Below are 21,015 nucleotides of genomic sequence, written 5' to 3' on the forward strand. Positions count from 1 at the left end.
CGTTAATAGACGCGTAACTGGTTGTCGTCAAAGCCCCAGAAGGCTTCGTTTAAATGGGGGTCGGTAAAGACTTTTAACACGGCGTCGATCCCGGGGGCCATTTTTGCCGGCGTCAGGGCGCTGAGGGGGTGCCAACTAATCGCTCCTTCGTAGGAACCCGCCAAGAGTTCTCCGCTGTAGTCGTTTGTGGTGTACAGGGTCCCGAGTGAAACGTCGCCCTGGTCATTTTCGACCCAGGTGACCGTGCCGACCAGTTTGAGTTGGTTAACGGTTAGCCCGGTCTCTTCCAAAACTTCGCGGCGCATGGCGGCGACTTGGGACTCCCCGCGGTCAACGTGGCCACCGGGGAAGGTTAATCCGGACCATTGGGCGTCGATTTTATTTTCAACGACGACTTCGCCGGTTTGCGGGTTGGTGATCAGGCACATGTTGACCAACTCGGCGCGGACGGTGCGGTCGTGGTGTTCGTGCTGGTCCTTGGTACTAAGCCAGTCGCGGGCCTTGTCGTTAATACTGGCCATGAAAGCCGCCTTAGTTTGTAAGTAGCTGGCGGCGTCTTGCGCGGCGGTCTGCCGAATGGCGGTGTACTTGCGGCCGTCCGTGCGGTGGGCGTTTAAGTAGTCACGGAAAGTCAGGTACTGCTGATAAGCGGCTTCGTTAGTCAAAATGATCAGGTGAACGGTGACGCCGTCCAGGCTAGCTTGGTAAGTATGCGGAGCGTTAGCCACCGGGGTCAGGTTAAGCTGGTTAACCACGGTCACCGCGTCAGTTACAAGCAGTGCCAGGTCGATGGTTGGTCGGGCGAGCACTTGCGGCATGGCGGTACTACCGACGTGACTGCTTGCCAGTAAGTTGGCCGCGAGCGTAGTTTTTAAGCGGGTCAGTAGCCGGCTGGCGGTTGCGCGCCACGCCGACTGATAAGAAACGAGTTCAACGGTTTGCATAGTTTTTTCCTCCAAGTATTTCCAGTTGAAAGGTTACACTTTTTGACGGTTTTTGAAAAGGAATAACCCACTTTCATAGTCGAATCGGGTGGTCAAAATAATTCGGCGTTAAATTGTAGTAGTCTAAAGCCGGTAAAAGCGGTATATTAAGACAATACGATGAAGGGAGGCCCGTTAAATGCGTAATAATCCCGACTGGATTCGCTGGACGAATCGTATCATGCACACCTTTTTGGTACTGGTAACGGCGGTGGTTGCCGTTGCTTGGGTGATGAGCTTACTAGCGGAACCTTAGGGAGGGACGGGGAAACCGGCGTGCGGGGCGTTGGCGTCACTACATATTGAAACGCAAAGGGACGACTACCGGCTGGCAGTCGTCCCTTTTGCTATCTATAATTGAACGTTTAATTACCGTGCGCTGGTAACTTATGCTAACCGGCGCCGCAGGGTTTTGATCAGGGCAATCAGGAGCGCCGGAACCAGCGCGGCGGCCATGATGGCGAGAAAGCAGAGCGACAGGTGGGCCTGAACGAAGCTGATCGACCCGAAAAAGTAGCCGAGTGAGCAGCCAACGCTGACCCAGATCCCCACGCCCAGCAGGTTCCAAGCGGCAAACGTGGGTTGCGGCATCTTGGACGCGCCGGCACTTAGGGGCACGAAGGTCCGAATCAGCGGTACGAAGCGGCCAAACATCACGGCCTTGCTCCCGTACTTGGCAAAAAAGTCCTGAGCCCGGGCCTGTTTGTCCGGCGGTAAGTGCCGTTGCATCCAGGGCAGGCGAATCAGGTGGCGGCCAATTTCAAAGTTAACGGTATCACCGATCACCGCGGCCACGAAGAAGACCGGCACTAGGATTTGAATGCTTAGGGTAGCGCCGTGCGTGGCGGCCATCGTGCTTGCCAGAAAAATTAGTGATTCACCGGGTAAAAACGGGAAGACGACCATGCCGGTTTCGAGGAAGATGACCGCGAAGAGCAGGATGTAACTCCAGTTGCCCAGGGTAGTTAGTAGCGGAACGATGAACTGTTCCAAGTGGGTCAAAATCGTGATTAAATTGGTCAACGCCGACACCCCCTAAATAAAGTTAAGCTTATTTTAGTCGGAACTTTTTGTAAAAACTAGCGTAATTAAGCAGATTTAACAACTTTAAGCGAATCGTAACCTTGATCACTGAATGGTAACCAAATGTTCAAACAAGCTTAGCGCTTAATTTGAAAAAAGTGGGGCTGAACGGGTTATTAATTGAGTCGGGGCGCGGATAGTGCTAAAATTATTGTTCGATATTTAGGAATGGAGGGCGTTTCATGGCTAAGTCAATTAAGGCTTTTGAACAGGAGCACTTAGATCACGTGGTTGCAAAAATTAAGGTGGCTGAGGATCAGCAAAGCCAAACCATCGCGCGCTCGGAGAAGGACCAGGCGGACATCAAAACCAACTTCTATAACGACGTCAACATTAAGACCGACAGTTATGAAGGAATGATGGAAACCGGCTTGTCCGTGCGCCAGCAACAACAGATGCTGGACGAGCGGCAGAATAGTTGGCAACACGCGACTAAGCAGTTATCAACTTTAAAGAAGCTGGAGAAAAACGCCTACTTTGCGCGCTTGGATTTCCACGAAGCCGGTGAGCCAAAGACCGAAACGATTTATATCGGTCTGAGTTCGTTTTCCGACACGCCGGACCACTTTTTGATCTACGACTGGCGGGCGCCCATTTCCAGTATTTATTACGACGGTGGGCTCGGTAACGTGACTTACCAAACGCCGGACGGACCCCAATCGGTCAACGTGAAGCTAAAGCGCCAACTGATGATCGAAGACGGTCAAATCGTGACGGTTTACGATACCGACGAAGCGGTCGGGGACTCGATGTTGTTGGAAGTCCTCGATGAAAAGTCGGACGTCAAGATGAAGAGCATCGTCACGACCATTCAAAAGGAACAAAACACGATAATCCGCGACACCAGTTCCGACCTGCTGTTTGTTCAGGGCGCGGCCGGTTCCGGGAAAACGTCGTCGGTCCTGCAACGGGTCGCGTACTTGCTGTACCGGTACCGGGGCAACTTAACGGCCGGGCAAGTAATCCTGTTTTCACCGAACCAATTGTTTAACGACTATATTAACCAAGTGTTGCCGGAATTAGGCGAACAAAACATGGTCCAAATGACCTATTACCAGTACGCGTCGTACCGCTTACCGCGGATGAAGGTCGAAACCTTACAACAACGCTTTGAAACTGAAAATACGCCGGCGATGGCGAAAATCACCAAATTGGAAGGCAGCTTAGCCTTCTTTAAAGCGGTCACGACGTACGGTGCCCACTTGGAACAAGCCGACATGCGGTTCCGTAACATCACCTTAAACGACGAAGTCATCATTCCGCGTGAAAAAATTAAGGAAATCTACTATTCATTTAACGAAAACTACCACTTAGGTAACCGGTTGTCGGCGACTAAGGAAAGTTTAATTAAAATTCTAAACCGGAAAGTGGAAAGCGAAATGCGGACCAAGTGGGTCGAAGAGACCGTTCAAGACTTATCCCGGGAAGAAATCAACCAGTTCTATGGCAACCAACCGCGGGAATTTAAGAACGGTGATCAGGAATTCAAGTTCCTGGCCCGTAAAATTGTGATGCAGCGGCTGGGTAAGGCCCGTACGCAAATCGTCCGCAACCGTTTCTTGAGCATTAACTTGCAATACGCCCACTTCTTGCGGGAAGTGCCGAAAATTTTGAACTTGGATAAGTACGGCATTACCAAGGATGAATGGGCCGCGGCGGTCGACCAGAAATTGGAGAGCATTAAGGAGCGCCACATTTCCTTGACCACCGTGTCCGCCTACATGTACTTGCACGACTTAATGACCGGGAAGAAGGGCCAACGCGACATCCGCTTCGTTTTCTTGGATGAGATCCAGGACTACAATGCCTTCCAGTTAGCCTTCTTAAAATTCAGTTTCCCGAACGCCCGCTTTACGATGCTTGGCGACTTGAACCAGGCCATCTTTACGAAGGAAAACAGCCACACCTTGATTGGTGAACTGGAAACCTTGTTTGACCCGGAAAAGACCCGGGTCGTTCAACTGACCAAGTCGTACCGTTCGACCCAGCAGATCACCGACTTCACCAAGGAGATCCTGGTCAACGGGGAAGCCGTGACCGCCTTTGACCGGCAAGGCGACCTGCCTAACGTAGCGGTGACACCGGACTTCGAAACGGCCGTGGATCAGGTAGTCGATCAATTGGCAATGAACGATTCCGACCGCGACACCACTGCCATCATTGGTAAAACGCTGGCGGAATGTGAACGGCTGACGGACGCCCTGCAGGCGCGGGGAGAAAAGGTCACGCTGATTCGGACCGAAAATCAGCGGTTAGCGCCCGGCGTGATCGTGGTGCCGTCCTTCCTCGCTAAGGGGTTGGAATTTGACGCGGTCATCGTTTGGAACGCCAATGCCGATAACTACCACCAAGAAGACGAGCGGCAGTTACTTTATACGATCTGTTCACGTGCGATGCACGAATTGACCATCGTGGCGGTTGGTGAATTGTCGCCACTACTGAGTCGAATTAAGCCAGAATTGTATACCATTAACAAAACAACCGTTTAAGCGTAAAAGTCCCGTCACCCTCGTGGTTGGCGGGATTTTTTAGCACCTAAAATTACCGACAAATTGAGGGAATTGTCGATAGTAATCGGGAATGAATTGTGATATTCTTAACAAAATGGAACCGATTACATATTAGGAGGAATGAACCATGACAATCACTGAAATGTTAGGAATCCAGTACCCATTATTTTCCGGTGCGATGATGCACATCGCCAATCACAAGCTGGTCGGCGCGGTGTCGGAAGCGGGCGGTCTCGGAATTTTAGCCTCCGCCGGGTTGACCGCCGATGAATTACGGGTGGAAATCGTCAAGACCCGTGAACTGACGGACAAACCGTTTGGCGTCAACTTAATGCTGCAAATGAAGAACTGTCCCGAATTAGCGCAGGTCATCATTGACGAGGGCGTTAAGGTCGTTACGACCGGCGCGGGTAACCCGGCGTCCTACATCGGCCCGTTACACGCGGCCGGCATTAAAGTGATCCCGGTGATTGCTTCGGTACACCACGCCCTTAAAATGACCGCGGCCGGGGCCGACGCGGTGGTCGCGGAAGGCCAGGAATCCGGTGGGCACATTGGTCAAACGTCAACGATGGCGCTGTTACCACAAGTGGTCGACGCGGTGGACATTCCGGTGATCGGTGCTGGCGGCGTGGGTGACGGCCGTTCCGTGGCCGCGATGTTCGCGTTGGGCGCATCCGGAGTGCAATGCGGTACGATCTTCCTAACCGCGGCCGAATGCCCAGTGGCGGACGCCTACAAGCAGCGCGTTTTAGCTGCCAGTGACACGGATACCATCGTGACCGGCCGCGCGCACCGCGATCCGGTCCGGGCCCTGCGTAACCCGATGTTGGAACACTACCTCCAGTTAGAACGGGCGGCCGCGCCGGTCAGCGAGTTAAAGACTTTGGCGGACGGTTCCTTTGAACGGGCAGTCGATCACGGCGACGTGGACGGCGGGACGCCGATGGCCGGGGAAGTCGCCGGGATGTTTACCCAGATTCGACCAGCCAAGGAAATCATCGAAACGTTGTTCAGCCAGGCTAACCAGGTTGCAGCTAGCTTAACGGTTTGAGGAAAACCAACGAGTAAACGGCCCGCTATTCTGAGACTCAGGATAAGGGCCGTTTTTCTGTGGACCGAAGAGTTGGGTTACAAATTTGAGAAGCGGTGCGCAACCGTTTTTTATCAGTAATTCATAGACGGCAGAAATGTCACTTTTAGAAAGCGCTTTCTTTTGCTATAATTAAGTTAACAAGCCAACTGTATTAACAGGGCAATTACTAGTAGAAAGCGTGATGGATATGAGACCAATAACGACTTTAGAAAATTACTTAGCATTCTTCAACACCCCGCTACTGTCAGCTGGTCAGACGATTGGTGAGTTGGTCGTTCGCATTCAGACCGATTATGCCCAGCGAGCAACGGATGAGCATTTGTCGATTTATTACGATGCGGTCGCGGACAACATTGTGATTGATTGGAATGATCAGCACCAGGTGATCAAGCGGTTTACCAATGAGCACTTTAATCGGATCGAAGCGGCTTATCAGGCTATGCAGGCCCAGGAAGTCGTAGAGGCGTAAGCGTTAGGCCATGCATTAATTAAACAAATCAAATAACAGGACGATTTAGGACAAGTGGTGCTTGCCCTGGATCGTCCTGTTATTAGTCGTGGAATCATTTTTTAAAGTAAGTCGTTAAAAACGGCGCGGTCTTGCTGACGACCTGGGTCTGTGAATAGGTCTTTTTGCCGTCACCCCAGATTGAAATGGCCGACCCGACGTTGTTACTACTCTGCGCGAGGCTTTGGTGGTAGGTTTTATCCCATACTTGCGGGTTCCAATTTTTGCGCAGGTCGTTTTTCCAGTAATTCACGTTACTCTTTTTAAACGTCACCGGCTTGGTGATGACGTACAAGTACCACGAGTTGGCGTTGATGGTTTGAAAGCCGGCCTGGTTGAGTTCGGGTAACGTCGCCCGGACTTTGCGGTGCTGTTTGATCAGCTTAGCACTGTTGGTCTCACCGTCGTAACTCCAGTAGGTGACCAGAATGTTATGATCGATTTTCTTAAGGTCGGCTTTTAACAAACCGTCGTTCCACATTGCCGTTTTGAGTCCCTTACCATTGACGTACCGGTTGAGAGCGTTGGTGTAGTTAACGGCGTTGGGCTGACTGGCCGCGCTCGACGAACTGTACTCGTCACCCCCGATGGCGAGGTGTTGACCACGGTACAGCAGACCGGTGTATTCACCCAGTAACTTTTTGACAAACGGCGCGGTTTTTGCCGATTGTAAGTTGAGTTCGTTTTTATGCGTCATTTGCGCGGCTAACTTTTGGTTGGCTTTGCTGGAAGTTTTGAGAAGTTTGATTAACGCCTTAGCGTGCCCGGGGGTGTCAATTTCGGGGATGACTTCGACGTGGCGCTTGTGACCGTATACGACTAAGGACCGCAACTGTTTTTTGCTTAAAAATGCTAAGCCGGTTTTGCGGTTATAGTAAACGTCCCCCTTATGACGGGCGTTTTGGGTCGTTTGGTTGAGTGTTTTGCTTTCAACACCGTAGCGCTGGTCATCCGTTAAGTGTAACTGAATAAACGTTCCACCGCCCGCGTGGACCCGGCGAATGAACCCCTTGATGGTTTTGACCGAGTAGTACTGACGAGCGTTGTCCAAAATTAAGCCCTTCGATTTTTTAGTTGCCTGAGCCGATTGGGTCACCAGGACCAAGTCGAGCAACAGGGCTAACGCAAGTAATCCCCAGCGCCATTTTCGTCGCATTATTTTTCCCCCAATTAATAAATGTCATTAGTTTTAATATATGGGTTTTCCGGGGGAGTGCAACTATTTGGTATTATAATTTTTCAGGTTAGGCGGAAACGGTGGTAAGTGAAAAACGCAACTTTGTTCATTTTAAAGAGGGTTATTATTAAACGGGTTAATTTTGCAGTGGCTTTAGTTGATTCGATTTTACGTAACCGTTATCATTAGTTATATAAAGCAAATACTTATGTCATATTAAGACGGAGATAAAATAAGAATTACTTAATTAGAGCAGGGTGTTGGCTACGTTTGTAAATGATGACAGAATTACGGGGGCGACTAAGTCATGCAAAAAATACAACCAACTAAACGGTATTATAAAATGTACAAAAAGGGACGCTTTTGGGTCGTGGCTGGCATCACGGTGATGGCCGCGGGTATCAGCCCAATGGTGGTTCACGCCGATACGGCTGATACGGCGACTACTACCGCCATTACGGCTGATGTGGATGCAACGGGGAAACATGCTAGTTCAACGCCTGTGCCAGCTTCTGCGGAAGCCCAGTCAGTGGCACCGGTTTCCACGGAGCAGACGGGAAGTGCGGCTTCCACCAGTGCCGCAAACGACTCGTCAGCAACTAATGTGGCGAGTTCCGCGCCGGCCCCAGCGAGTGTGACGAGTGAAGCCGGCAGTCAAACGGCGGGGAGTGGGGCTGTGACCTCAGCGGCACCAGCTTCGGCCAATGAAGCCGGGAGCGGCGTACCAGCTAACAGTACGGCACCCAGCGCCGTTGATAGTGGAACGCCCAGTTCAGCCACCAGCGCGGCGCCTTCGAATGGGAGCGCGGCACCCGCAAGTAACGCACCGGAAACGACTAGTTCAGCTGCTGCTACGGAGTCAACCGCGTCTAAGGGTAAACTGATGGCAAAACGGGCGTTACGGGCACCGGCGGCAGCGGTTGCCAGTGTCGATCCGGACGAACAAGACCTTAGCGACCAGTTCACGGACGCTAACCTGCTGGCCGCGGTGCGGCGTGGCTTTGACTTGGCAGACGGTGCTAGTTTGACCATGAATACCATTAAAACGTATAAGAGCAGTCACTTTGAAGTTAAAGCCTATACGGTTACGAACGGTGAAATCGAATATTACCCGGTTACAAATCTGCAAGGGTTACAAGTGTTAGCCAATTTACCGGCGGAAACGACGACGGCGGTGGACATTCAATTGGGTGATGACAGTAATAGTGTTAGTAATTTTGATTTTTCACCGTTAGAGAGTATTAAAATTTGGAATCTAAATCTGTACACCCGCTATTGGAGCTTTGTTTCCGATAAGCAGCTGCAACTGATTGCTGGTTTAGATACGTCCACCATTCATAATTTGGAATTTTCTTCACCTAATAAGTTTAAAAAAAATCCAGATGGAATGACTAACCACCAATTCAATATTTTGGCACCCTTTGTTAAGGCAGTTCTGGAAAATCACTTTCCTGGTTCACAAATGATTGGTTTCTCGGGTAACAATATTACTGACTTTAGCGCGCTTAAGTCGGTGTCACCCACGCAAAGTAGTCAGGTTACCGGTTTATTTGAGTGGGATTTTCGTACTGATAAACTTGCTTATAATGCGGGTGATACGGTGGAAGTCGAATCGGCACTTACCGGTGTTCAGGGCGAATCAGTGAATTACACGGTTCGTTATTATCAGGACAACGGGACGGCGGAAGGTGAATTAGTGGCGGCGGATGCGCATGAGGAAACCGTTACGAATCCGGACGGCACGACCCGTACCGTTTGGAAGTACACGCTGGTTAACCCGTTAGTTGTCAATAATGAAATCCGCTATGGAACGTATTACTATGATGATAGTCTTTGGACAAAGTATAAAACGGATATTAATGGAAATCCGCTAAGTGATTTTGGATCGGCGTTAGGAGCATTTACCATCCAACCGGTGACGTCTTCTAAAGCGACCCTGACTTTCAATCCGAGTGAAGTGGTGATGGGCCCCAACGCGACCTGGAATTATTTGGACCACGTTGCCAGTGCCACCGACTACGACGGTAATCCAATTAGCCAAGATAAATGGAACACCCTCAACATTACCAACGTTAACGGTCTGCCCGATTTAACTAAAGCCGGCTGGCAAACGGTGGAATTTACTTTTACAGATGATAAAGGCATCGTTTTAACCGCGACGGCGGCCGTTAACGTTTTGGCCAGCCAAGCAAGTATTTGGGCGAAAGCAGACCAAATTGTTTGGCCGAAAGAAGTCAGTGATATTAAGGCATCGGACCTCGTTGCTAGCGTAACCGATGCGTATGGCAACCCCGTTACCGACTTTACGACCGTTCAAATGAGCGCGCTTGATGCTGCGAAGGCGGGGGCACAACTAGTTACCCTGACTTACACGGATGAAGCTGGAAATCAGGTGACTGCGACACTGAACGTGACGGTCGACTTAGCAACGTTAGCCACACAACCCGTTAAAGTAGTGGTTGGCCCTAATGCCAAGTGGAAATATGAGATGAATCTACTGGGAGTCACTGATAGTTTGGGGCAACCGCTCGCTGTTGATAAGGCAACGATTAAAGTTGTGACTGGTCCTGATTTGACCGTTGTCAAACCTCAGACAGTGGTTTTAGAATATACCGATGATTTAGGTCGGACGCAACGATTTGAGGCCCAGGTAACAACAATCCAGTCACAAGCTGCCATTACGGCAAACGATGATTTAATCGTTTGGCCAAAGGAAGTTGGCGGACTGACGGTTGCGGAACTTGTCCGTAACGTCACGGATATGAATGGTAACGCGGTGACTGATTTAACTAACGTAACGATGAGTGGTGTTGATAGTACTAAACCGGGCGCTCAACCAGTCACATTAACTTACACGGACGCCGCCGGTAATCAAGTCACGACGACCATTAACGTCACGGTCGACTTAGCGACGTTAACGACGAAAGATGTCCAATTAGTGGCCGGCCCAACGGCGAAGTGGGATTACAAGGCTAACTTGGAGAGCGTGCTGGATAGTCGTGGTCAAGCTATCGATGTCACAACTGCCAAGGTTAAAGTTGTTACCGGTCCCGATTTAAGTGATGCTAAGGTGGGCGTACCACAAACGGTGGTATTAGAATATACCGACGATTTAGGCCGAACCCAGCATTTTAACGCCACGGTTACGACGACGAAGACCCAGGCGACGATTACGGCTAAGGACGATCCGATCGTTTGGCCGGCGGAAGTCGCGGACTTAACGGTCACCGACCTGGTTCACAGCGTGACCGACGCTAACGGGCAGGCCGTGCCAGATTTAACGGGTGTGACGATGAGCAAGGTGGACCCGGCCAAAGCGGGTGTTCAACCAATCACGTTAACTTACACGGACGCCGCGGGTAACCAAGTCACAACGACCATTAACGTGACGGTCGACTTAGCGTCACTAACAACTAAAGACGTTCAACTGGTGGCCGGCCCGACGGTGGGATTACGTGACGAACTTGACCGGCGCAACCGATAGTCTGGGACAAGCCATTGATGTGAAAACGGCCGACGTTAAAGTCATTACTGGTCCGGACTTGAGTGCTGCTCTGGTTGGTCAACCGCAGACGGTGGTTTTGGAATATACCGATGATCTAGGCCGGACACAGCGGTTTAACGCGGTAGTCACGACGACCGCAACTCAGGCCAGCATCACGGCGAAAACTGACCAAGTCGTTTGGCCGGGGGACGTCAAAAACCTGACGGCAGCTGATTTAGTTCACAACGTAATTGACGCCGATGGTCAGGCCGTTACCGATTTGAGCAACGTGACCATGAGTGGCGTTGACGCCACTAAGGCCGGTGTTCAGACAGTTACACTGACTTATACGGATGCGGCCGGTAATCGGGTCACGACAACCATCAACGTGACGGTTGATTTAGCCACGTTAACGACTAAGGACGTGCAGGTCGTGGCCGGCCCAACGGCGAAGTGGGATTATTTAACGAGTTTGACCGGGGCGACCGATAGCTTAGGTCAGGTGATCGACGTGAAAAACGCCCGCGTGCAGGTCGTCACCGCACCGGATTTGAGCACCGCGCTAATTGGTCAACCGCAAACGGTGACCTTTGAGTACACGGATAACTTAGGGCAAACGCAACGGGTCAGCGCGTTAGTCACAACGATGAAAACGCAAGCCGCGATTGCGGGCAGGGACGTTACAGTAGTCGCCGGCCCGAACGCTAAGTGGACGTTGACCGATAGTTTGGACGGCTCCCAGAGTCTTGCGGCGGATGGCAGTGCATTATCCGCAACTGACTTGGCGGCGGTGACGACTAACATCACGCCGAACGTGCAAAAACCGGGGACCTACGTCTTAACGCTTAGTTACGTGGATGCCGCGGGTAACCTGGTGACGGGAACGGCCAACGTTAACGTAGTCGCTTCACAAGCAGCGCTACAAGTTCAGGACAGTCAAATCAAAGTTGGTGCAAACTGGCAGGCGGCCGATAACTTATTACGGGTCGTTGATAGCACTGGTCAGCCCGCAAGCATTGAACAAGTTACGGTGACCGGAACGGTTGATACGACTAAGGCGGGGATTTACCCGGTAACTTATAAGTACACTGACGCGGCTGGCAACGTATTGGAACGGACGGCTAACGTGACGGTGGTCGCGGAACCAACTGACCCCGGTAACGGCGGTGGAACAACTGACCCCGGTAACGGTGGCGGAACGACCGACCCCGGCAATGGTGGCGGAACAACCGACCCCGGCAACGGTGGTGGAACAACCGACCCCGGCAACGGTGGTGGAACAACCGATCCCGATAACGGTGGCGGTGTGGCTGCCCCGGACAATGGCGATACGATTAGAACGCAACCGGAACCCGTAACACCGGAACCAGTAGCTGATTCTAGTCCCGTAGCAACGCCACAGCCAACTGTTAAAAAGACGACGATTCAAGCAGACCAGGTACGGCCAGCAACGGCGGCACTCCGTTCAGTGGCAGCAGCTAAAACACCACAATCTAGCGGCTTACCACAAACCGATGAACGGCGGACAGGGATGACCACGATGGTGGCCGGATTGCTAGGATTGACCGGATTATTCAGTGCGTGGGGGGTAACTAAACGCCGTCAACGCAAGTAAGTATTTAAAAGTTGAAGTAAAGTAACGCGTCGATTAACGTTGGCGCGTTACTTTTTTGTGGAATGGTGCCTAAAGTGGCTGTAGGAGGATTGGTAAAGATTGTCAATCATTTAATAAAAATAATGATATAATCAGATTGTTTATAAATAAAAAGGGGATTTTTTTATGAAACGAATCGTTAAAGTATTAGTAACGGCCGTGGCCGGACTCGCATTGATTGCGTCCGCAACCACCACGACCGCGCAGGCGGCTAGCAAGGTCAAAGTTTTGTCCACGACTAAGATTGCGAAACGCGCGGTCCACGCGACTTCGGGGAACGTATACAGTAGTGCGAAATTGACGCACCGCAAGTATCAAATGAAACACTATAAAAATACGACTTGGTATACGTATAAGCAGTCGGTGATTAAGAAGAAGGGCAAGACCCGGACGTACGTGTATATTAAATCTGGTAAGAAAAAGGGTTGGATTTATAATAAATCCCTAAAGAACGGTAAGGCCGTTAATAAAAAGGCCCGCTTGCTGACAACTTACGTGAAGTACAATAAAATTGCCCGGACGGCGGGGAAAGCGATTCGGTACAACTTGAACGTTAGTGAAGCTAGTTATTATGGGATGGGAAACAACATTTACTTCCAATATAATTTTCCTGTGCCTGATGAAGATAAGGTAAGCGAATATAAAGCTGATCGTAAAGCGTTATTAAAGTTTTACGACTTATTCAAGAACCGTTTTAAAGGCAATACCCGGAAAAATTTGGACCGGATGGCAACTGATTTGAGAAAACAAACCATTAAAAAAGCAACTATGGACCAAACTGCCGCCCAAATGGAGAACTTAGCTTCTACGCTGGGCGACCTTGTCGAAAACTTAAGTTAGCAACGTAACGCCTAAGCCATTGGGAATTATTTAGACACATACAAATAAAAAAGTGGTTCTCAATTCATTTTTCGTGAATTGAGAACCACTTTTGTCTTGCGGTGAATCGCGACTACTTCCGGTCAAAGAAACTCAGAAAATCAATCAGAATCCAGAAGGCCGTTATAACCAGACCAAAGATTCCAAGGCCAACGAAAAGTTTCCACAGCATACGGGCTTCCTCCGTCGTAAATTATTTTCTAAAAGAATCGAAGAAATCCGCGGCGTTACAAACAACTGCCACCGCAACGAAAAAAATACCTGCCAAAAAATAGCCAATGACTTTCAACATATTTAGTGTCCCCCTTGCGTTTCTGATAATGAAACTGAAAAAGTGGCGGTCGTTACTAGCATTAAAAAAATTGATTGGATCGTTCAAAATATTAATAATGACCGTTCTTATTATCAACAACGTTTCATGCTCGCCAAAATCCCCGCACGGCAGGCTTAAAATGTGATTGTCGATAATTGAATCTTATCAATAATTTTCCTATAAAACAATTAATATTTAGTTTGTGAGGGAGAAATCAAAGCTGGGTCGTGACGGGTGTTTTGAAATTCGGAATGAACCGTAAATGACTAACAAATTTATGCTATAATCAACCCATTAATTTACTAATGGTGGCAGACAATTATGGAAGAGCAACTCAATTATTATCGCTTCTCACGCGACCAGTGGAAGCAGTTTTACCGCGACGGGCACGTACCGCTGACCGCCGCAAACTTGCACGAGATCAAAGCCTTTAACGACCAAATCAACTTGGACGACGTCCGCGACATTTATTTGCCGGTCGCCCACTTGTTACAGGCCAAATTTGAACACTACTTATCCTGGCGGGAAACCGAGTCGGTCTTTTTACATCGCCAGAATAAGAAGTCGCCGTTTATTATTGGTGTTTCGGGGAGCGTGGCGGTCGGTAAAACGACCACGGCCCGCCTGCTAGAGACGTTATTTAAATATTTGTACCCGGACCGCCGGACGCAACTGATCACGACTGACGGTTTCTTGTACCCGAACGCCGAGTTAAAAAAGATGCAGTTAATGGAACGCAAGGGTTTTCCGGAGAGCTACAACATGCAGCGGTTGATTGAATTTTTAAACGACGTCAAAAGCGGGCAACCGCTCGCCAAGGCGCCGGTTTATTCGCACCAGACTTACGACGTGGTTCCTAACCGTTTTGACGTGATTACCCACCCGGACATTCTGATTATTGAAGGAATCAACGTGTTGCAACTGCCAACCAACGAGCGCATCTACATTAGCGACTTTACCGACTTTTCGGTCTACGTGGACGCCGACCCGGCTTTAATTGAAAGCTGGTACTTGGACCGGTTTGAAGCGTTGATGAAGACCGCTTTCCAAGATCCTAAGAACTATTTTTACCCGTGGGCCATCGGTGATCACGGTGAAGCGATTCAAATGGCCAAGCGGGTGTGGGAAGACGTTGACCTGAAAAACTTGAATGATTACATCTTACCGACCCGGAATCGTGCGGATTTAATTTTACACAAAGTTGCGCATCACATGATTGACGCCGTGTATTTCCGTAAGTATTAACGGCTAAGAAATTTCTCATATTTATTGACCGAACGTTTAGAAATCAGTATGATAGACCTATTGAGCATTAATTAATCCAAAAGGAGTGAACAACTTGGCAAAAACGGACACCGCGTCTTTCGACTCAATTCTTGTGTTGGATTTTGGGAGTCAATATAACCAATTGATTACCCGGCGCATTCGTGATTTCGGCATTTATTCGGAATTACTTCCAAATACGATTTCCGCTGAAGAAATCAAAGCCCGCCACCCCAAGGGAATTATTTTCTCTGGTGGCCCCAACAGTGTTTACGATGATGGCGCCTTTCGGGTTGATCCCGAGATCTTCAACTTAGGTTTGCCTATCTTGGGGATCTGTTACGGGATGCAACTGATGACTTACACGCTTCCGGGCGGTAAGGTGGAATCAGCTGATAACCGTGAATACGGTAAGGCTGACATCCAAATCACCAGTGACGCCGCGACCTTGTTTGACGGGACGCCTAAGGAACAGTCTGTCTGGATGAGTCACGGTGACTTGGTTACCCAAGCACCAGATGGTTTTGACGTGGTGGCAACTTCGAAGAATTGCCCGATTTCAGCGATTCAAAACGTTGATAAGCAATTTTACGGAATTCAATTCCACGCCGAAGTTCGGAATACCGATTATGGTGAAAACATTCTGAAGAACTTTGCGTTTAACGTTTGCCAAGCGGAAGCTAACTGGTCAATGGACGACTTTATCGATATGCAAATCGAAAAGATCCGGGCCGAAGTTGGCGACAAGAAGGTCTTACTCGGTTTATCCGGGGGGGTCGACTCCAGTGTCGTTGGCGTGTTATTACACAAGGCCATCGGGACGCAGTTAACCAGTATTTTCGTGGACCACGGTCTGTTACGTAAGGGTGAAGCTGACCAAGTCATGGCGAGTTTGGAAGGTAAGTTCGGGCTCAACATCATTAAAGTTGACGCCAAGGACCGTTTCTTGAGCAAATTAGCCGGGGTCAGTGATCCGGAACGGAAACGCAAGATCATTGGTAACGAATTTATCCAAGTCTTTGACGAGGAAGCCACCAAGTTACACGGCATGGAATTCTTAGCGCAGGGGACGTTGTACACTGACGTCATCGAAAGTGGGACTTCCACGGCACAAACCATCAAGTCACACCACAACGTTGGGGGCTTGCCGGAAGACATGCAGTTCAAGCTGATCGAACCGTTGCGGACTTTGTTTAAAGACGAAGCGCGTGAACTGGGCGAAAAGCTGGGCATGCCGTCCGACCTGGTTTGGCGCCAACCGTTCCCAGGTCCCGGTTTAGGGATTCGGGTGATTGGTGAAATTACCGAAGATAAATTGGAAATTGTCCGTGATAGTGATTACATCTTACGGGATGAAATCAAGAAGGCCGGCTTAGACCGTGATATCTGGCAATACTTTACCGTCTTGCCAGGAATCAAGTCCGTCGGTGTCATGGGTGACGGCCGGACCTACGATTACACCGTGGGGATTCGGGCCGTCACGTCAATCGACGGCATGACCGCCGACTTCGCCCGTATTCCGTGGGACGTCTTGCAAAAGATCTCCGTACGGATTGTAAACGAAGTGGATCACGTCAACCGCATCGTGTACGACGTGACGAGTAAGCCGCCGTCGACGATTGAATGGGAATAGAGGTTGTCTGTTAATTGAAGACGGAATGTTAATGTAACGGCGTTTTCGGTTGATAGGGTGGCCATCATTCGCTAATTATGGTGCGTGTTTCCCGCAAAATTTGAATGTAATAAACAAAAAGCTCTGTCATTTATTTGACAGGGCTTTTTTTGTGCAATCTTGATTATTTTAAGGCTTGCTGGCCTTTATTACTGACTTTAAGCACTTCCAATAGAGCCTTACTAAGCTGCTCGCGAGTTGCGATATCTAGAGTGTTTAAATAATGATTGAGTTGTTTCTGATTAGGTGCCATTGGTTGAATGACCCGCGATTTTTCGGAGGTCATCAGTGAATCCATTGAAACGCCAAGTGCTTTCGAAATTTTATAAAGGGTATTTGCACTGAGCTGCTTAGAAATACCACGTTCAATTTTGGATAAATAGTTAATCGTTAAGTCGCTAAATTCGGCAAGCTGTTCCTGAGTCATATTCTGTGCGCGACGTTCACTAGCTATATTTCCTCCTACACTATTTTGCATAAATAAATTCCTCTTTACTGTTGTCCATGCTACTGACGAATTGAGTTGATATGCGTATAGATAACAGACTAAAGAAGAAAAGAAATTGATTTAAGTTCTTATAGAATTATATTAGAAAGAATCCGATAAGAACATGTTCTTATCGGATTAGTTAAAATATTGTTTTATTGGATTAATTATTGAGGTATAATCGAATCGATAATAGTAAATTAGAATTGAAATAAATAGGGGGATACACATGAAAAATAAAGGAAAGTTAGTTGTAACAACCGCTGCTTTAGCAACGTTCACTTTAGCAGGAAATATGAACGCTACGAACGCCCACGCTGATACGACGAATGGTCAAGCTAAAAATGTAACAACTGCTAAAACTGATAGTAAAGTAACTAACTCAACTGAATCAGCTCAAGCTAACGCGGACAGCGCGAAGGTCGTACAGAGTGATGCGCAAAAAGCCGCTGACCAGGCCACGGCCGACCAAAAGACGGCACAAACGAACGCCGATAAAGCGCAAGCCACGGCTGATCAAGCTGGTAAGGATGTCACGAAAGCTGAATCTAACCAAAAGACGGCGCAAGCTAACGTAGTTGACGCCCAAAAGACGGTCGACGAAGCCACGCCGGAAAATATCGACAAGGCTAAAACGGACGTGACGACCGCACAGACTAATCAAGCCAGTGCCCAAACCGATGTCAACAAGGCCCAAGGTCAAGTCACTGACGACCAAGCCGACGTCAAGGCGGCGCAAACGAACGTCGATACCGCTAAAGCCACGACTACAAACGCTCAAAAGACGGTTGATAATGACCAAGCCAAAGTCCAAGCTGCTAAAGACGCGATGGATTCAACGAAAGCCAAAGCGAACGTTGACGCCGCTCAAACCGCGGTCAACCAGAAACAAGCGGCCGTGACGACCGCGCAAAACAGCGTCAATGCTGCGAACGCCAACCAAACGAAGGCTGACAGTACCGTTGCCACCGCTAAAACTAACGTGACGACAGCCCAAAATAAAGTGAATAGCGCCAAGTCGGACTTAGACACGGCTAAATCCGCGACGAGCACGGCCCAAACCAAGGTTAACAACGCGCAAAATGCCGTAAACACTGCCCAAGCGAACTTGAACAATGCTAACCGTGATACGTCTGATTTAGCTGCCAATGGTATTACGGTCTCAGTTTCGAGTGCGGCTAAAACTGCTGCCAAGACAATCACTAATGGTTTAGCTAACGGTGATACTAGCCAGTTAGCCAACGCGTTAAACACCATTGCCAATGGCCTGAAGATTACGTACAAACCAACTAGCAGTGACTGGAACGATGCGGTTAATATCACACCAATCTACGCGCACACGGCAACTTCTTTAGATTTTAGTAACGCCGTTAACGCCATGTCAGCTAGTCAAAAGCAAAACGTAAACACCTTAACAACGGCCATTATGAACAGTATTCGGACGCAATTAGGCTTACCGGAAATTGTTGAAACTAGCCAAGTCAACGGTGGCCTTAACCAACGTTCAACTAGTACCGCTGACACCGATGGCGGTAGTGTACTCTTTGGTACTGCCTTTTATCCAGTTAAAAAATCTAACGGCACGGTTGATTGGGCCAACGATCCAAGTTCTAATGATATCAAGACCTTCAACATGGCCTTGGTTAAAGATGGTTTGATCAACAACGGTTTCTTCTCCGCATTAAGTGCACAACAATTACAGCAATTGCTAGGCTTTACCACAACCAGCGATTACAAACGCACCTTAGCTGAAAAAATTGATTTGAATGGCACCAAAGTTACAATCACGACCTCGGCTTTGAGCAGTGACGCCACGGTTTCAAATTCAACGACTGATACGAGTGCTTTAACCACGGCACTGAATAACGCTAAGTCTGCTTTGACTTCTGTGCAAACAGCACTAGCTTCAGCTAAGTCGACGCAAGCTGCTAAGCAAACCGCGTACGATCAAGCAAACGCCGCTTTAACCAGTGCGCAAACGAGCTTAACTAAGTCGCAAGCCCTTCAAACCACGGCTAAAGCTAACGTGACGAGTGCCAATGCTAAACTCGCCAGTGCCAAGTCTGCCTTAGCTACGGCACAATCAGCGTTAACTAAGGCCCAAGCGGTCTACGCTGAGAGTTTAAAGGACCCGGCTGTTAAGCAAGCGGCCTTAGACGCGGCCAAAGCGGAATTAACGAAAGCTAACACGGCCTTAAGTACGGCCAAAACCGCCGAAACGAAAGCCGAAGCCGTTTTAGCCAGTGCTAAGTCTACTCTTACCACGGATCAAGTCACGTTAAAGACGGCTGAAGCAAAATTAGCTACTGCCAAAACGACCGTGAAGAACGCTACAGCTTACTTAACTAAGTTACAAAACGCTCCAGCTACGCTAGAAGCCGCTAAAGCCGCCTTAGCCAAGGCTAACGCCGCGGTCGATGCCGCTAAGACTAAGTACGACGCCGCCGTTGCACAGGTCACGCAAGCGCAAAGTGCCTTAACAAATGCCAAGACGGCCACTCAGCAGGCGAAAGCGGCATTAGCAACCGCCAAGGCTAACGCTCAGAAAGCCAAGGCTGAACTCAAAGCCGCTCAACAGAAGGTTGCCATGGCCCAACAAGTGGTTGCTGAACAAACCCGATTAGCAAATGAAGCGAGTGCGAAGACCGCTACCAAAGTGGTACCGGTCGCTGCTAGTGTGACGGTTGGAACCAAGGCTGGTAAGCACTTTGCCAACAAGCATGCTTTACCACAGACTGGTGAACAAGCTAATGCCGGTTTAGCCGGAATTGGTCTTTCATTGTTAGCAATTGCTGGCATGTTTGGCTTAGGTCGGCGTAAGCGTCGAATCTAGGTAAATCGTTAGTTAATAATTATTACGTGGGCGTCTTCGTCAGGAAGGCGCCTTTTTATAAAGTAAGGGGAAACGTTATGGGAAAGTATTTTAATAAAAGGAACCAGTTATGGATTATTTTAGGAGTTGTGGCGATTGTCGTAATCGCGTTTATTGGGATGCGGCGACAGGCAAACGGTGGGAGTATCACCGTACCGAAAAGAATTTCGTTTGTGCAACAAGCGAAAAGTTCCGGGACGCATATTTGGGTACGAACAGCAGCTGAAAATGGTGGGTTTAGTAAAACTACCAAAGTATCAGAGATTTTTGTGTTAAAAAATGGAAAGATGCAACAGTATCAAATTTTCGACAATAATATTACCTTGGGAAAGCTAAGCTCAATGAGTGATGGAGATACGATTAAGTTGGCACAGCAACAAGATAAAAAGTACGCCACGACGGGGGCTGCATCAGAGGTTCGAAGCTACCTGAATAATAAGTATGCTGAGAACAACCAGATTGGACAAGAAGATGATTTTGATACTGATGCAACCTCAGTTGCAAATGGACTAGTACAGGTAACCTATAAAGAAAAATTGATAACCTATCCACACGCTATTAAAATAACTAAAATTTTAAATAATGTAGATACCTCCAACAATGATATTGTTTCTAGTAGTATTGCTGATTTAAATGCTAGTAAGCAGGCTCAAAATGAGCGCTGGAATACCGATGCATTTGTTGATAATAAATTTGGAGAAGCGTTAATCACACATATAAAAACAACAAAATATCAAGAACCAGAACAACAGAGCATTACAGTAAGCAATACGACCGACAATTCTGGAAATAAGATTGTTAGTCAAAAGATTGGCTTTAATTCTATTGATTTGTTTGATTCAAATATTGCGACAGAGAATGTTTATAAATATGCTAAAGCGAATGAAGCGGACTTTATAAAACTATTGTCGTTAAAGGCAAACAATAAAAACTATGGATATAAAGTAACTGTAGATGATAAAAATGATGCGGAGGAGGTTAAAGAAGCAAAACAAACCAAAATCGATAATGAAAAGGGAGCAAGGCTATATAAT

Annotated in this window: 14 protein-coding genes; 10 read left to right on the forward strand and 4 right to left on the reverse strand. The window is 48.6% G+C overall.

Translation table 11 applies throughout. The features are described from left to right. Positions 1–2: 2 nt before the first annotated feature. On the reverse strand, positions 3–944 hold the full coding sequence (locus D1831_RS08220) for a GrpB family protein (protein WP_125072453.1): 942 nt from the start codon (positions 942–944) through the stop codon (positions 3–5). 426 nt (positions 945–1,370) lie between these two features. Continuing rightward, the gene (locus D1831_RS08225) at positions 1,371–2,006 is read right to left on the reverse strand and encodes a DedA family protein (RefSeq protein WP_125072454.1); all 636 of its coding nucleotides are present in this window, start codon (positions 2,004–2,006) and stop codon (positions 1,371–1,373) included. 242 nt (positions 2,007–2,248) lie between these two features. Here D1831_RS08225 and helD point away from each other — a divergent pair, with 242 nt between their 5' ends. The 3 genes from helD to D1831_RS08240 all read left to right on the forward strand — a co-directional run bounded on the left by helD (position 2,249) and on the right by D1831_RS08240 (position 6,141). Continuing rightward, entirely contained in the window at positions 2,249–4,555 is a 2,307-nt protein-coding gene (gene helD, locus D1831_RS08230) for an RNA polymerase recycling motor HelD (protein WP_125072455.1), read from the forward strand. Positions 4,556–4,703: 148 nt separating this feature from the next. Continuing rightward, positions 4,704–5,630, forward strand: a complete 927-nt coding sequence (locus tag D1831_RS08235) for a nitronate monooxygenase (RefSeq protein ID WP_125072456.1) — start codon at positions 4,704–4,706, stop codon at positions 5,628–5,630. Positions 5,631–5,859: 229 nt separating this feature from the next. Beyond that, positions 5,860–6,141 (forward strand): hypothetical protein, encoded by a 282-nt coding sequence (locus D1831_RS08240; RefSeq protein ID WP_125072457.1) that lies wholly within the window; start codon positions 5,860–5,862, stop codon positions 6,139–6,141. A 94-nt stretch (positions 6,142–6,235) separates the two neighbouring features. Here the strand turns inward: D1831_RS08240 and D1831_RS08245 are convergent, their stop codons facing one another. Further along, positions 6,236–7,336 carry a family 20 glycosylhydrolase gene (locus D1831_RS08245; RefSeq protein WP_125072458.1) on the reverse strand — a complete coding sequence of 367 codons (1,101 nt, stop codon included), beginning with the start codon at positions 7,334–7,336 and terminating at the stop codon, positions 6,236–6,238. Between the two features lie 328 nt (positions 7,337–7,664). On the opposite strand from D1831_RS08245, the gene D1831_RS08250 reads away from it, so the two are divergent. The 5 genes from D1831_RS08250 (at position 7,665) to guaA (ending at position 16,583) form a co-directional block, all read left to right on the forward strand. Further along, on the forward strand, positions 7,665–10,841 hold the full coding sequence (locus D1831_RS08250; RefSeq protein WP_125072459.1) for a bacterial Ig-like domain-containing protein: 3,177 nt from the start codon (positions 7,665–7,667) through the stop codon (positions 10,839–10,841). Continuing rightward, a complete protein-coding gene (locus D1831_RS14835; protein ID WP_125072460.1) occupies positions 10,813–12,456 on the forward strand; it encodes a bacterial Ig-like domain-containing protein in 1,644 nt (547 codons plus the stop codon). Before D1831_RS08250 ends, D1831_RS14835 begins: the two co-directional genes overlap by 29 nt. 165 nt (positions 12,457–12,621) lie before the next feature. After that, complete coding sequence (locus tag D1831_RS08260) at positions 12,622–13,335, forward strand: hypothetical protein (protein WP_125072461.1); 714 nt, start codon at positions 12,622–12,624, stop codon at positions 13,333–13,335. A gap of 673 nt (positions 13,336–14,008) precedes the next feature. Beyond that, positions 14,009–14,932: a type I pantothenate kinase gene (coaA, locus tag D1831_RS08265; protein WP_125072462.1), complete on the forward strand. Its 924-nt coding sequence runs from the start codon at positions 14,009–14,011 to the stop codon at positions 14,930–14,932. Positions 14,933–15,026: 94 nt separating this feature from the next. Then, on the forward strand, positions 15,027–16,583 hold the full coding sequence (guaA, locus tag D1831_RS08270) for a glutamine-hydrolyzing GMP synthase (protein ID WP_125072463.1): 1,557 nt from the start codon (positions 15,027–15,029) through the stop codon (positions 16,581–16,583). A gap of 163 nt (positions 16,584–16,746) precedes the next feature. On the opposite strand, the gene D1831_RS08275 is transcribed toward guaA, so the two are convergent. Then, positions 16,747–17,100, reverse strand: a complete 354-nt coding sequence (locus D1831_RS08275) for a helix-turn-helix domain-containing protein (RefSeq protein ID WP_125072464.1) — start codon at positions 17,098–17,100, stop codon at positions 16,747–16,749. 238 nt (positions 17,101–17,338) lie between these two features. Here D1831_RS08275 and D1831_RS08280 point away from each other — a divergent pair, with 238 nt between their 5' ends. Together D1831_RS08280 and D1831_RS08285 are read left to right on the forward strand one after the other, a co-directional pair. Then, on the forward strand, positions 17,339–19,942 hold the full coding sequence (locus tag D1831_RS08280; RefSeq protein ID WP_125072465.1) for an LPXTG cell wall anchor domain-containing protein: 2,604 nt from the start codon (positions 17,339–17,341) through the stop codon (positions 19,940–19,942). A gap of 77 nt (positions 19,943–20,019) precedes the next feature. Continuing rightward, positions 20,020–21,015: hypothetical protein (locus D1831_RS08285; protein ID WP_148096375.1), on the forward strand; the 996-nt coding region annotated here is incomplete at its 3' end.

Source organism: Lactiplantibacillus garii (assembly GCF_003885105.1).
GTDB classification, from domain to species: Bacteria; Bacillota; Bacilli; order Lactobacillales; family Lactobacillaceae; genus Lactiplantibacillus; species Lactiplantibacillus garii.